The following is a 13,516-nucleotide window of genomic DNA, read 5'->3' as shown; positions in this document are numbered from 1 at the left end:
TACAAACCCCCTTGTCCAATTGTGCGGGGCAAAAGGGGGTTTGGGTGATATTCTTTTGCCACTAAATACACTCGCGATGCGGCGACGCGTGCCACGGCCTTGACAGGGGTCCGGCGCAAGCCTCCCCCGGCATTGCCAATATCACCAGGACACAAGAATGAAAAAGAACATCGCCATTGTTGGTGCAGGATTCTCCGGGGCAGTGATCGCCAACCAACTGGCACAAGCGGGCTACACGGTCGACGTCTTCGAGTCGCGTCCGCACGTGGCCGGCAATTGTTATTCCGAGCGCGATGCCGAGACCGGCGTCATGGTTCACGTCTACGGCCCGCACATTTTCCACACCGACAATGAGCGTGCGTGGGAATTCGTCAACCGTTTTGCCGAGTTCAAGCCGTACGTCAACCGCGTCAAGGCCATCACCGACGGCAAAGTCTTCACCCTGCCGATCAACCTGTTGACCATCAACCAGTTCTTCAACAAGACGATGGGCCCGGCCGAAGCGCAGGAATTCTTGGCGAACCTGGGCGACAAGACGATCGAGAACCCGACCACCTTCGAAGAGCAGGCACTGCGCTTCGTGGGCCGCGACCTGTACGAAGCGTTCTTCAAGACCTACACGATCAAGCAGTGGGGCCTGGAGCCAAGCGAACTGCCGGCCAGCATCCTCAAGCGTCTGCCAGTGCGTTTCAATTACGACGACAACTACTTCAACCACAAATACCAGGGCATGCCAGCCGAAGGCTACACGCAACTGGTGCAGAACATCATCGACACGCCAGGCGTGACGGTGCACCTGAACACCACGTTCGATCCGGCCACCAAGGGCGAATACGAGCACGTGTTCTACAGCGGCCCGATCGACGCCTGGTTCAAGCACACCGAAGGCCGCCTGCCTTACCGCACGCTGGACTTCGAAGTCTTCCGCGCCGACGGCGACTTCCAGGGTAACGCTGTCATCAATTACTGCGACAACGAAAAGAAATACACCCGCATCACCGAGCACAAGCACTTCTCGCCGTGGGAAAAGCACGAAAAGACGATCTGCTACGCCGAGTACAGCCGTCAGTGCGAAGAAAAGGATATCCCGTACTATCCGATCCGCCAGAACCGCGAAAAGGCTATGCTCGAGCTGTACGTGAACAAGGCGCAGAACGAACCGAACGTCACGTTCGTCGGCCGCCTGGGCACCTACCGCTACCTGGACATGGACGTCACGATCGCCGAAGCACTGGCCACATCCGACAAGTTCCTGGAAAGCGCCCGCACCAACGCCCGCATGCCGGCATTCACCATCGACCCGATGGCGTAATGCACTAACGCAGTCATAAAAAAAGGCCGGCCACGATCAAGTGCCCGGCCTTTTTTTGCATGTGTGAAAAGCCGGGGTCAGGTCTGACAATCGGACACGATCTCGACAGTCGAATAATCGCAACTAGCTGGCACCGGGCCGTCCTGCTTCTGAGCACGACATCGTTGAAACTGGTTAGCGAAAAGCGAGGGTCAGGTCTGACATTTGGACACGATCTCGACAGTCGAATAATCGCAACTAGCTGGCACTTGGCGATCCTGCTTCTGAGCACGACATCGTTGCGAGCGGCTAGGGCTGAGGTCGTGTCCGAATGTCAGACCTGACCCCGGCTGTGAAATCGGCTAGAGCTGAGGTCGTGTCCGAATGTCAGACCTGACCCCGGCTGTGGGATATCAGTGGAAGTGCTCGCTGCCTGTCGGCGTGTCGTCCGGCATTTCGGCATGTACCAGTTCGCCGGTTGGGTCGGCGAAGAGGGGGGAGCCGCAGTCGTCGCAGTACTCGGCGGCGTAGCGTTCGTTGATGCGCTTGATGTGGGCGATGCCTGCTTCGTTCAGGTGCGCGACGATTTCGTTCAGCGGGCTGAGCGCATCGTGCGTGATGGCCAGCGGGCCTTCCACCGGTGTGCCGGACTCGTCTTCTTGCCCGTACAGCGGCCAGACGATGCCATACACGACATCGGCGCTCTGGCGCATCGTGAAGGCCACGCGGTATTCGTCGATCTGGATGTCCGGTGCTTCTTCGCCAAAGCCGGCGACGACGGCGCGCAGGTCGGACGGTTCCACGCCCAGCGTGTTCGTCAGATAGTGGACGGCGGCGCGGATCGAGATTGGACGGATCAGCTTATCGGCTTCGCGGCAGGCGACGTAATACGCTTCCGGCAGCAGCAGCTCGATGCCACAGCCGGGCATCAGGCGCGCGACGTTGGCGGTGGCTTGCGTGCGCCACTGTTCCAGGCTGCGTTCGCGCTCTTGCACGACGTGCAGCTGATGCTGCGGCTCTTGCCAACGGAACAGCGGGTCACCCGCTGGCGCCACGATCGTGATCAGCATGTAGCGCGTGTCGGCCAGGAACGGTGCGGTTTCCTCCAACTGCGGCGCCGGCTTGATCGTGCCGCCCTTGTGCGCGGCGGCGGCCAGCTTGTGCGTCAGCGCGTAGGTTTCGGCGTGGGTGCGCGGCAGCTGGTCGATCGAATACAGGGTAGGGGCGATCGCCATCTTCGTGCCGCCTGCGAGCAGGTGGGCCGAAAAGTGCGCGCCGAGCGTTGACAGCAGGTCGGCCGGGATGGCGCCGGTGGCGATCGAAAACCGGGTCCAGGCCAGGATCGGGGCAGCGATCAACAACGCCTGCCAGGTGACGTCGACGCCGTCTTTTTGCTCGACCATCATGGCCGATTCGCTGACCGCTTCGACGGTGTCCATCAGGACGTCGTACGAGGCCAGATCGCTCTTGAACAACGCGTTCAGCGCACTGTCGATGCTGTCCTGGTGATTGGTCTTGAGCAGCTTTTGCAGTTGCGTGTCGAGCTGGCGTTCCCACGCCCGTTCTTCGGCACGGCTGGCAGCTTGCATGAGGGCTTGCGAGAGGCTGACGAGGCGCTGGCTTTCTGCGGAAAGTTTGGGTGTTGAATCTTTGGAAGGACGACGCATGGGGCGAGTGAGTCTCTTGTCAGTTAGTGAATCGAATGTCAGTGGAGCGGGCCGGAGCCGGATAATGATGATAATCCCTTATCCCCGGTATTGTAGTTGATTCGGCCATATGCCATGAACAATGGGGGCCTGGCGCGCCCCGTATGCACCGATTGCACCAAGACGCTTGCCAAGTACGCACCTAGCGGCCATAATGAGAACAATTCTCATTCAAACATCAGTGGGAAGACGGAAGGAATGTTGGACTCTGCCGGCGACCGGGAAAGCGCTGGCAGATGCTCTTCACGGAGTACCACCCCCGCCGGGAGACCGGATTCGCCCCTCCTGGCTCTGCCAGGGGGGATTTTTTTGTTCGTTGCACCAACCACGATCTCATCATGATGCTGCATATCCCCGGCGTGCTGACGCCAGAACAGGTCTCGGCAATCCGCGCCCGTCTCGACCAGGCGCCGGAGTGGATCGACGGGCGCGAGAGCGTCGGCGCCCAGGGCGCGCAGGTCAAACGCAACCGCCAGCTGGGCGAGGGCACGCCGCTCGCGCTCGAGCTGGGTCAGGTGGTCAGCGGCGCGCTGATGGCCAACCCGCTGTTCTTCGCGGCCGTGCTGCCGCTGCGGGTGCTGGCGCCATACTTCAATGCGTATGCCGGTGGCGAGCATTACGGGCTGCACGTGGACGGCGCCATCCGGGCCCAGCGCGGCGGCATGCCGGCGGTGCGGGCCGATGTGTCGACCACCGTGTTCCTGAGCGAGCCCGACGAATACGACGGCGGCGAACTGGAAGTGGTGGACCTGTATGGCACGCACGAGGTCAAGCTGGCGGCCGGGGATGCGATCGTGTACCCGTCCGGCAGCGTGCACCAGGTGCGGCCCGTGACGCGTGGGGAGCGGGTGGCATCGTTCCTGTGGACGCAGAGTATGGTGAGGGATGACGGCAAGCGGGCGATGTTGTTTGACCTGGACACGCATATCCAGGCGCTGCGGGGGGAGCACGGCGATTCAGCCACGACGGTTGGGCTGACGGCGCATTATCACAATCTGCTGAGGATGTGGGCCGAGGTGTAATCGCGCCGCAGAAGCCGCGACGAACAACAAAAAGGGCTGGAACCCGCGAGGATTCCAGCCCTTTGTCGTTGGACGCAGCCCGCTCGCGCGGGCCCGGCCAAACCGCTTACGCCAGCAGCTGACGCAGCACGAACGGCAGAATACCGCCATGCTTGTAGTAGTCGACTTCGATTGGCGTATCGATACGCAGCAGAACGCGCACTTCCTGCGACTCGCCGTTTTCACGGTGGATCACGAGCGTGGCCAGCTGTTGTGGCTTGATCTCGCCTTCCAGGCCCTTCAGGTCGTACGTTTCTTTACCGGTGATGCCCAGGCTGTCGACGCTGTCGTTGCCGATGAATTGCAGTGGCAGCACACCCATGCCGACCAGGTTCGAGCGGTGGATGCGTTCGAACGAACGCACGATCACGGCCTTCACGCCCAGCAGCTGGGTGCCCTTGGCTGCCCAGTCACGCGACGAGCCGGTGCCGTACTCTTCGCCGCCGAAGATCATGGTCGGGGTGCCGTCAGCCACGTACTTCATGGCAGCGTCATAGATCGACATCTGTTCGCCGGTTGGCTGGAACTGCGTGATGCCGCCTTCGATTGCCGAGCCGTCCGGACCGACCGGGATCATGCGGTTCTTGATACGCACGTTCGCGAAGGTGCCGCGCATCATGATTTCGTGGTTACCGCGACGCGAGCCGTACGAGTTGAAGTCGGCTTTCAGGACGTTGTGTTCCTTGAGCCACTTGCCCGCTGGGCCGTCTTCCTTGATCGAACCGGCCGGGGAGATATGGTCGGTGGTGATCGAATCGCCGAACACGCCCAGTGCGCGTGCGCCGGTGATGCCGGTAGCGACCGCTTTCGGGGTCATCTCGAAGTCAGCGAAGAACGGTGGTTCGGCGATGTAGGTCGACTCAGGCCAGTTGTAGACCTGACCTTCGGTCGTCGTGACGCGTTCCCACAGCTCGCCCGGGTTGCCCTTGACGTCGGCGTAGTTCGACTTGAACACTTCCGAGTTCATGGCAAAGCGCATCAGCTCGCCGATCTCCTGCGAGGTCGGCCAGATGTCGCCCAGGTACACGTCCACGCCGTTGCTGTCCTGGCCGACTGGCTCGGTCATCAGGTCGCGCGTCATGTTGCCGGCGATCGCGTAAGCGACGACCAGTGGTGGCGAGGCCAGGAAGTTCGAACGGATGTTCGGGTGGATCCGCGCTTCGAAGTTACGGTTGCCCGACAGGATGGCCGAGGCGACGATGTCGTTCTGGGTGATCGCGGCGTTCAGTTCCGGGGTCAGGTCACCGGCATTGCCGATGCAGGTCGTGCAGCCGTAGGCGGTCACGCCGAAGCCCAGCTTTTCCAGGTATGGCAGCAGGCCGGCAGCGGTCAGGTAATTGGTGACCACGCGCGAGCCAGGGGCCAGCGACGACTTGATGTGCGGCGCCACGGTCAGGCCGCGCTCGACGGCTTTCTTGGCCAGCAGACCTGCGGCCAGCAGCACGCTCGGGTTCGACGTGTTGGTGCACGACGTGATGGCGGCAATCAGGATGTCGCCGTTCTTCACGTTCACGCCGTTGGTCGTCGTGTATTGCTTGTTCAGGTCGTCCGGGTTCTTGTTGAAGCCGTTCTGGGTCGTTGGCTTGCTGAACAGTTCGGTGAAGTTGTTCTTCACGTTGCCCAGTTCGATACGGTCCTGCGGACGCTTCGGGCCTGCCAGCGATGGCGTGACGGTCGACAGATCCAGCTCGACGACGCGCGTGAAGTCGATTTCGCCTTCTTGCGGGATGCCGAACATGCCCTGGGCGCGGTAGTAGCCTTCGAACGCCGCCAGCTCTTCTTCGGTACGGCCGGTGCCGCGGAAGTAGTCAACGGTGGCTTCGTCGACTGGGAAGAAGCCCATCGTCGCGCCGTATTCAGGCGCCATATTGCCGATGGTCGCGCGGTCGGTGGTCGACAGCGAGCGGGTGCCGGCGCCGAAGAACTCGACGAACTTGCCAACGACTTTTTCTTTGCGCAGCAGTTCGGTGACGGTCAGCACCAGGTCGGTCGCGGTGCAGCCTTCGCGCAGCTTGCCTTTCAGGTTGACACCGATGACGTCCGGGGTCAGGAAGTACACCGGCTGGCCCAGCATGCCGGCCTCGGCTTCGATGCCGCCCACGCCCCAGCCGACCACGCCAACGCCGTTGATCATGGTGGTGTGCGAGTCGGTGCCGACCAGCGTGTCAGGGTAGTACACGTCGCCTTGCTTCATGACGCCGCGCGCCAGGTATTCCAGGTTAACCTGGTGGACGATGCCGAAGCCCGGTGGCACGACGCCGAAGGTGTCGAAGGCTTGCATGCCCCACTTCATGAACTGGTAGCGCTCGTTGTTGCGCGAGAATTCCAGCTTCATGTTCAGGTCGAGTGCGTTTGGCTCGCGGAAGTGGTCGATCGTGACCGAGTGGTCGACGACCAGGTCGACCGGCACCAGTGGCTCGATCTTCTTCGGATCGGCGCCCATCTTGGCGGCGACGTTGCGCATCGCGGCCAGGTCGGCCAGCAGCGGCACGCCGGTAAAGTCTTGCAGCACGACGCGGGCCACGACGAACGGGATCTCGTCGGTGCGCTCGGCGGTGGCTTTCCAGCCGGCGACCTGCTTGACGTGCTCTTCGGTGACCTTCTTGCCGTCGCAGTTACGCAGTACGGATTCCAGGACGATACGAATCGACACCGGCAGGCGCGACAGGTTCACACCCAGGGATTCCGCCAGCGCTGGCAGCGAGTGAAACTGGCCGCTCTGGCCTGCGCCGATCGGGAATTCCTTCAGTGTATTCAGGGTGTTGCGAGACATAATCTCTCCTTCAGTGGAATATTGTTATCAACAACGTTGTTATTTCAACAGTATCAAATAACATCAGGCGACAGGACGGTCTGGATCCGGGAAACCCAGGCCGCGGCTCAAGTCTTGCTCGCCTCCGGCGCCGCGGTCGCCACGATCGCGGACTGGGTGGCGTTCTTGCATTCATTGGCCAGCTGGCGGTTGAGCTTCGAGTCGAGCAGGATGCCCTTGGACGGAATGCCGATCCAGATCAGGCCATAGTGCGGATTTTCGAAGCGCAAGGCGCCGGTGGTGGTGCCGATGCGGGCCAGGCGGTGCAGCCGGGTCTTCCAGCGCAAAGCGATATGGGCCGCATCGTTGTCGTTCGTGTAGATCGTGATCTTGTTGCCCAGCTCGCAATCGTACTCGGTGGTCTTGGTATCGGTGATGTCCGGTTCGTCGACCTCGAGCGGGTCGGCGGCCATCACGGCGGCCGTAACGGCAGCGGTGGCAGCAGCAGCTTTCGCTTTCTTGCCCGGCTTCTTGGCGGCAGCCTTCGCCGGCTTTTTGGCGGCTTCAGCAGCGAGTACGGCGGAGGCTTTCGGGTGCGCTACCGGTGTGGCGGCGTTGGCCGGTGCACAGGCGACGGCGGTGGCAAGGGCAAGTGCGCAGGCAGCAACGATTGGAGAGAGGAGGGTGGCCATGGTCGGGATTATCGGGAGTCGGAGAGGTTGACGATGGCTGCAGCTGCCTCGGGCAGTGCGAGGCCGGCCAGCTTGGCCCGCTGCAACACCGACCAATAGTATCGGTAGCTCGCACGGTCATGCAAGCGGCCGTGTTGCGCAATCGGTCCCCAACCCGCCACCATCGCTTCGGTCAGGATATTCGTGGCTTCATTGACTTCGGACAAACGCGGCGTGAACGCCTTGAGGATCGGCTTGATCTGGTCCGGGTGGATGCTCCACATGCGGGTGAAGCCAAACTCGGCGCCGGCGCGCTGGGCATCGTTTGCCACCGTCGCGCTGTCCTTGATGTCGGTCGTCACATTGTGCGACGCCACCTTGCCGTGCGCGTGGCAGGCCGCCACCATCTCGAGCTTCGCGCGTACCACCAGTGGATGCGTGAACTGGCCCGGCGTGCGCATCGCGCTGGCGGGAATCGCGCCGTAGTGGGCCGAGACGAAATCCATGATGCCGAACGACAGGCACTCGACCTGCGGCAGCGCCGCAATCGCGTAGGCGTCGCGCAGCGCGCCGTGGGTTTCGATCAGCACGTGGACGGGCAGGGCGGCGCGGCCGGCGGCGAGCGCATACTTGTTGATCAACTCGATGGCGCCGCGTACTTCGTCGACGCCGTCGACTTTCGGCAGCACCACGTACGCCAGGCGCGCCGCAGCGGCGCCGACGATGAGGGCGACGTCGTTGGCAAAGTGGATGCTGGCCGGCTCGTGCAGGCGCGCGCCGACGCGGTTAAAGCGGTTCTCTTCGCTGTTCAGCAAGCTCGCCACCAAAACAGCGTGCTCGTGCTCGACGCCGGCCTGGGCGCCGTCTTCGCAGTCGAAGGTGATGTCAAACAAGGGGCCAAGCTCTTGTTGCAGGGTCAGCGATTTGCGCATCAGTTTCTCTGAGCCGGCGTAGTGATCGCAGGCAGGGAGAAGCAGCGGCTGGCGTTTGCCCTGGAATAAAACCTCGGAAGGATGCATAGATTTCTTGACAACGCTTGGTTGCATAAAACACCGCCGTGCCGGTTGACGGGCACGGCGTGGTTGGCGCATGGCAACTGCCATGCGCCTTGTACTGATTAGCCCAGCAGGTGTGCGACGCCGGCTTTTTCTTCTTCCAGCTCTTTCAGGGTCAGGTTAATGCGCTCTTGCGAGAACGAATCGATGTCCAGACCTTGCACGATCGTGTATTCGCCATTCTCGGTCGTGACCGGGAAGCCGAACATGGTGCCTTCAGGAATGCCGTACGAACCGTCCGACGGGATACCCATCGTGGTCCACTTGCCATCCGTGCCCAGGACCCAGTCACGGACGTGGTCGATGGCTGCGTTGGCGGCCGAGGCTGCCGACGACAGGCCGCGCGCTTCGATGATCGCAGCGCCGCGCTTGCCGACGGTTGGCAGGAAGGTGTTGGCGTTCCATTCCTGGTCGTTGATCAGGTCCTTGACCTGCTCGCTGCCGGCGGTGGCGAAGCGGTAGTCGGCGTACATCGTTGGCGAGTGGTTGCCCCAGACGACCATTTTTTCGATGTCCTTGACGGCCTTGCCGGTCTTGGCAGCCACTTGCGACAGCGCGCGGTTGTGGTCCAGACGCAGCATCGCGGTGAAGTTTTTCGCTGGCAGGTTCGGTGCCGATTTCATGGCGATGTAGGCATTGGTGTTGGCTGGATTGCCGACCACCAGGACCTTGACGTTGCGCGACGCGACGGCGTCGAGTGCCTTGCCCTGCACGGTGAAGATCTGGGCATTGGCTTCGAGCAGGTCCTTGCGTTCCATGCCCGGGCCACGTGGACGGGCGCCGACCAGCAGGGCGACGTCGACATCCTTGAACGCGGTCATTGGATCCGAGTGCGCGGTCATGCCTTCGAGCAGCGGGAATGCGCAGTCGTCGATTTCCATCATGACGCCCTTGAGCGCCTTCTGTGCTTTTTCGTTGTCGATTTCGAGCAGCTGAAGGATGACCGGCTGGTCCTTGCCGAGCATGTCGCCGTTGGCGATGCGGAACAGCAGGGAATAGCCGATCTGGCCGGCAGCGCCGGTCACAGCGACGCGCATTGGGGTTTTAGCCATGATGAATCTCCAAAAGTGGGAATGAAAACGGTTTGCACCGAGGTCGACGCCGAGCATACGCTTGTAGGGCTCAGCTGCAATCAGACTTTAATCAGACTGCAATGATAACAAAAAGCGTCGGCCGGGCTATTCAAAAGTCAATCGCGGGTGTCGCGCGCGTACTCTGGCAAGAGTGCCACCGACTCCCGGTCGGGCATGAGTGTATGCCTGCCCCATGAACGCTGTCAATTCATATCTTATGTCTTATATAAGACAGATATCTGAATGCCTCAAAAGCTGGACGGTATGTCACTTTTGTGGTGAAATCCCGGTCTATGAATTCCACCTCGTCCAATCCGGCTGCCGACCCTGCCGCCAGCGGCTCGCCGTCCTTCCGGCCGCTGTACCAGCAGATCAAGGCCCTGATCACCAAAAGCCTGCAGGCTGGCGAGTGGAAACCGGGCGAGATGATGCCGAGTGAAGTCGAGCTGGCCGGCCGTTTCAAGGTCAGCCAGGGCACGGTGCGCAAGGCTATTGATGAGCTGGCGGCCGAAAACCTGGTCTTGCGCCGCCAGGGCAAGGGCACGTTCGTTGCCAGCCACGCCGAAGAACGCGCGCATTTTCGCTTCCTGCGCCTGCGGCCCGACGAAGGCCTGCCGCACCATCCCGAAAACCGCTTCCTCGAGGTCAAGCGCATCCGGGCCCCGGCCGAGGTGGCGCGCCTGCTCGACCTGAAAGCGGGCGACGCCGTCGTCTACATCAAGCGCGTGCAGTCGTTCGAGGGCAAGCCCACCATCCTGGAAGAGCTGTGGCTGCCGGGCCAGTTGTTCAAGGGCCTGAGCGCCGAGCGCCTGGTGGAATACAAGGGCCCGATGTATGGCCTGTTCGAAACGGAATTTGGCACCCGCATGATCCGCGCGACGGAAAAGATCCGCGCGGTGACGGCCGATGCCGCCACGGCCGAGTATTTGAAAGTGCCCGAGGGCACGCCGTTGCTGTGCGGCGAGCGGGTCTCGTTCACGTATGGCGACAAGGCAGTCGAGCTGCGCCGTGGCATGTACTTGACTGAACAACATCACTATCAGAACGAGCTGTCCTGACAAGTAGCTCAGCAGTATGGGAAAACTTTGCAGCGGTAAATTTTGCCTGCAGCGAAAGTCGGCAAGAGAGACTAAAATAGTTTGGTTTTGGGTGTGCGGCGGACATGACCCGGTCCTACGCCCGCTGTCCCGCCCACCTGGCGTCGCGTGAACGGACCAGGACAGGGAAATCAGCGAAAATCCATAGGGCTCACATAAAAATTGTTGTCATAAGGGAGGTGTACCATCATGTCCGAAGCCGTGAGAGAAGCAAAGCAGAAGGGGCGGCCGGAGTTCCGCAATATCGGCATCACCGATATCACCAGCAAATATCGCATGCCGCCATCGGCGATCGTGTCGATCCTGCACCGCGTCAGCGGCGCCGGCATGTTCCTGGCCTTGCCTTTCCTGTTGTACCTGTTCCAGCAAAGCCTGTTGTCGGAATCGTCGTTCGTCTATTTTGCCGGCATTGTTTCGCACCCGCTCGCCAAGCTGATTTTGCTGGGCCTGTCGTGGGCTTACCTGCACCACTTTACCGCCGGCATCCGTCACCTGTTCATGGACAATCACATTGCCCTGGACAAGGATGCAGCCCAGTCGACCGCCCGCTGGGTCCTGGTCATCAGCCTGGCGCTGACCGCGTTGGTCGGCCTGAAACTGTTCGGAGTGTTCTAAATCATGGCAACCAAGAATAATATCGGCCCGCGCCGCCTTGTCGTTGGCGCACACTACGGCGTCAAGGACTGGCTGGCGCAGCGCATCACCGCCATCGTCATGGCGGTCTACACGGTCATCCTGCTGGTCGCGTTCCTGACCGGGCAGAATTTCACGTACGAAGGCTGGGCAGGCCTGTTCTCCCGCCAATGGTTCAAGCTGTTCTCGCTGGTGACCTTCCTCGCGTTGTACTACCACGCCTGGGTCGGCATCCGCGACATCTGGATGGACTATGTTAAATCGGCAGGCCTGCGTCTGTTCCTGATGCTGGCAACGATCTTCTGGCTGCTCGCTTGCGCCGCCTGGACCGTGCAAATTCTCTGGAGTGTGTAATCGTGGCAGCTATCAAAACTGCAATTCCTACCCGTCGTTTTGACGCGGTCATCGTGGGCGCCGGCGGTTCCGGCATGCGCGCATCCCTGCAACTGGCCGAAGCCGGCCTGAACGTTGCTGTCCTGTCGAAAGTCTTCCCGACCCGCTCGCACACCGTGGCGGCGCAGGGCGGCATCGGCGCTTCGCTCGGCAATATGAGCGAGGATGACTGGTACTGGCACATGTTCGACACCGTCAAGGGTGGCGACTACCTGGGTGACCAGGATGCGATCGAATTCATGTGCCGCGAAGCACCGAAGGTCGTGTACGAGCTGGAACACTTCGGCATGCCGTTCGACCGTAACCCTGACGGCACGATTTACCAGCGTCCGTTCGGCGGTCACACGGCCAACTTCGGCGAAAAGCCGGTCCAGCGCGCCTGCGCAGCAGCCGACCGTACCGGTCACGCGCTGCTGCACACGCTGTATCAGCGTAACGTCCGTGCCCGCACCCACTTCTTCGTCGAATGGATGGCGCTGGACGTGATCCGCGACGCCGAAGGCGACGTGGTCGGCGTGATGGCACTGGAAATGGAAACGGGCGACGTGATGATCCTGGAAGCGAAGACCACCATCTTCGCTACCGGCGGCGCAGGCCGTATCTTTGCCGCATCGACCAATGCCTTCATCAACACCGGTGACGGCATGGGCATGGCGGCGCGTGCCGGCCTGCCGCTGCAGGACATGGAGTTCTGGCAGTTCCACCCGACCGGTGTGGCGGGCGCGGGCGTCCTGATCACCGAAGGCGTGCGCGGCGAGGGCGGTATCCTGATCAACAGCAACGGCGAACGCTTCATGGAGCGCTACGCGCCGACGCTGAAGGATCTGGCGCCACGCGACTTCGTGTCGCGCTCGATGGACCAAGAGATCAAGGAAGGCCGCGGTTGCGGTCCGAACAAGGACCACGTGCTGCTGGACCTGCGCCACATCGGCGCCGACACCATCAAGAAGCGTCTGCCTTCGATCCTCGAAATTGGCCACAAGTTCGCCAACGTCGATGCGACCAAGGAACCGATTCCTGTCGTGCCGACGATTCACTACCAGATGGGCGGCATCCCGACCAATATCCATGGTCAGGTCGTGGCACCGGACGGCGCGGGCGGTCAGAAGATCGTCAACGGTCTGTACGCGATCGGCGAATGCGCCTGCGTCTCGGTCCACGGCGCGAACCGCCTGGGCACGAACTCGCTGCTCGACCTGATCGTGTTCGGCCGCGCGGCCGGCAACCACGTCGTCGCATCCGACCTGAAGAAGAAAGTGGCCAAGCCGATGCCGGCTGACGCTGCCGACTTCGCGCTGGATCGCCTGAACCGCCTGGAAACGTCGACCGGCACCGAAAAAGTGCAGCACGTCGCCAACGATATCCGCGCCACGATGCAGAAGTACTGCGGCGTGTTCCGCACCGACCAGCTGCTCACGCAGGGCGTCAAGGAAATCATGGTACTCGACGAGCGTCGCAAGAACGTGTCGTTCAAGGACAAGTCGAAGGTGTTCAACACGGCCCGTGTCGAAGCGCTCGAGCTGGACAACCTGATCGAGACCGCGAAAGCGACTATCGTTTCAGCCCAGGCGCGCAAGGAATCGCGCGGCGCCCATGCCCACAGCGATTACGAAACCCGTGACGACGCGAACTGGATGAAGCACACGCTGTTCTTCTCCGAAGGCAACCGCCTCGAGTACAAGGGCGTTGTGCAAAAGCCGCTGACGGTCGAGACCTTCAAGCCGAAAGCACGTACTTTCTAAATATTTTGTGGCTACCGGGCGATTGTCGCCCGGCGGCCGTGA

Annotated in this window: 11 protein-coding genes; 6 read left to right on the top strand and 5 right to left on the bottom strand. The window is 61.6% G+C overall.

Annotated features, from left to right (window positions below; translation table 11 throughout):
• The first annotated feature begins 157 nt into the window (after window positions 1–157).
• Window positions 158–1,312 carry a UDP-galactopyranose mutase gene (gene glf / locus AC56LH_RS12665; RefSeq protein ID WP_183555481.1) on the top strand — a complete coding sequence of 385 codons (1,155 nt, stop codon included), beginning with the start codon at window positions 158–160 and terminating at the stop codon, window positions 1,310–1,312.
• Window positions 1,313–1,704: 392 nt separating this feature from the next.
• On the opposite strand, the gene AC56LH_RS12660 is transcribed toward glf, so the two are convergent.
• Window positions 1,705–2,958, bottom strand: coding sequence for a DUF2863 family protein (locus tag AC56LH_RS12660; protein ID WP_499646498.1), 1,254 nt, complete (start codon window positions 2,956–2,958; stop codon window positions 1,705–1,707).
• Between the two features lie 377 nt (window positions 2,959–3,335).
• Here AC56LH_RS12660 and AC56LH_RS12655 point away from each other — a divergent pair, with 377 nt between their 5' ends.
• The gene (locus AC56LH_RS12655; RefSeq protein WP_499646496.1) at window positions 3,336–4,019 is read left to right on the top strand and encodes a Fe2+-dependent dioxygenase; all 684 of its coding nucleotides are present in this window, start codon (window positions 3,336–3,338) and stop codon (window positions 4,017–4,019) included.
• Between the two features lie 106 nt (window positions 4,020–4,125).
• On the opposite strand, the gene acnA is transcribed toward AC56LH_RS12655, so the two are convergent.
• The 4 genes from acnA to AC56LH_RS12635 all read right to left on the bottom strand — a co-directional run bounded on the left by acnA (window position 4,126) and on the right by AC56LH_RS12635 (window position 9,588).
• A complete protein-coding gene (gene acnA / locus AC56LH_RS12650) occupies window positions 4,126–6,831 on the bottom strand; it encodes an aconitate hydratase AcnA (RefSeq protein ID WP_183555478.1) in 2,706 nt (901 codons plus the stop codon).
• A 107-nt stretch (window positions 6,832–6,938) separates the two neighbouring features.
• Window positions 6,939–7,502 carry a hypothetical protein gene (locus tag AC56LH_RS12645; RefSeq protein WP_499646494.1) on the bottom strand — a complete coding sequence of 188 codons (564 nt, stop codon included), beginning with the start codon at window positions 7,500–7,502 and terminating at the stop codon, window positions 6,939–6,941.
• Between the two features lie 8 nt (window positions 7,503–7,510).
• Window positions 7,511–8,500: an HpcH/HpaI aldolase/citrate lyase family protein gene (locus AC56LH_RS12640; protein WP_499646492.1), complete on the bottom strand. Its 990-nt coding sequence runs from the start codon at window positions 8,498–8,500 to the stop codon at window positions 7,511–7,513.
• A 98-nt stretch (window positions 8,501–8,598) separates the two neighbouring features.
• On the bottom strand, window positions 8,599–9,588 hold the full coding sequence (locus AC56LH_RS12635) for a malate dehydrogenase (RefSeq protein ID WP_499580268.1): 990 nt from the start codon (window positions 9,586–9,588) through the stop codon (window positions 8,599–8,601).
• 314 nt (window positions 9,589–9,902) lie between these two features.
• Between AC56LH_RS12635 and AC56LH_RS12630 the strand changes: the two genes are divergently transcribed.
• The 4 genes from AC56LH_RS12630 to sdhA all read left to right on the top strand — a co-directional run bounded on the left by AC56LH_RS12630 (window position 9,903) and on the right by sdhA (window position 13,474).
• A complete protein-coding gene (locus tag AC56LH_RS12630; protein WP_499646490.1) occupies window positions 9,903–10,667 on the top strand; it encodes a GntR family transcriptional regulator in 765 nt (254 codons plus the stop codon).
• 228 nt (window positions 10,668–10,895) lie between these two features.
• Window positions 10,896–11,321 (top strand): succinate dehydrogenase, cytochrome b556 subunit, encoded by a 426-nt coding sequence (sdhC, locus tag AC56LH_RS12625; protein WP_499646488.1) that lies wholly within the window; start codon window positions 10,896–10,898, stop codon window positions 11,319–11,321.
• A 3-nt stretch (window positions 11,322–11,324) separates the two neighbouring features.
• Window positions 11,325–11,693, top strand: a complete 369-nt coding sequence (gene sdhD / locus AC56LH_RS12620; protein WP_499646486.1) for a succinate dehydrogenase, hydrophobic membrane anchor protein — start codon at window positions 11,325–11,327, stop codon at window positions 11,691–11,693.
• A 2-nt stretch (window positions 11,694–11,695) separates the two neighbouring features.
• On the top strand, window positions 11,696–13,474 hold the full coding sequence (gene sdhA, locus AC56LH_RS12615; protein WP_499570208.1) for a succinate dehydrogenase flavoprotein subunit: 1,779 nt from the start codon (window positions 11,696–11,698) through the stop codon (window positions 13,472–13,474).
• Window positions 13,475–13,516 lie beyond the last annotated feature (42 nt).

It is taken from the genome of Telluria sp. LT1R51-2 (assembly GCF_059685775.1).
Note: the sequence above shows the minus strand (reverse complement) of the source record. Positions and strands in the feature narration are given on the sequence as shown.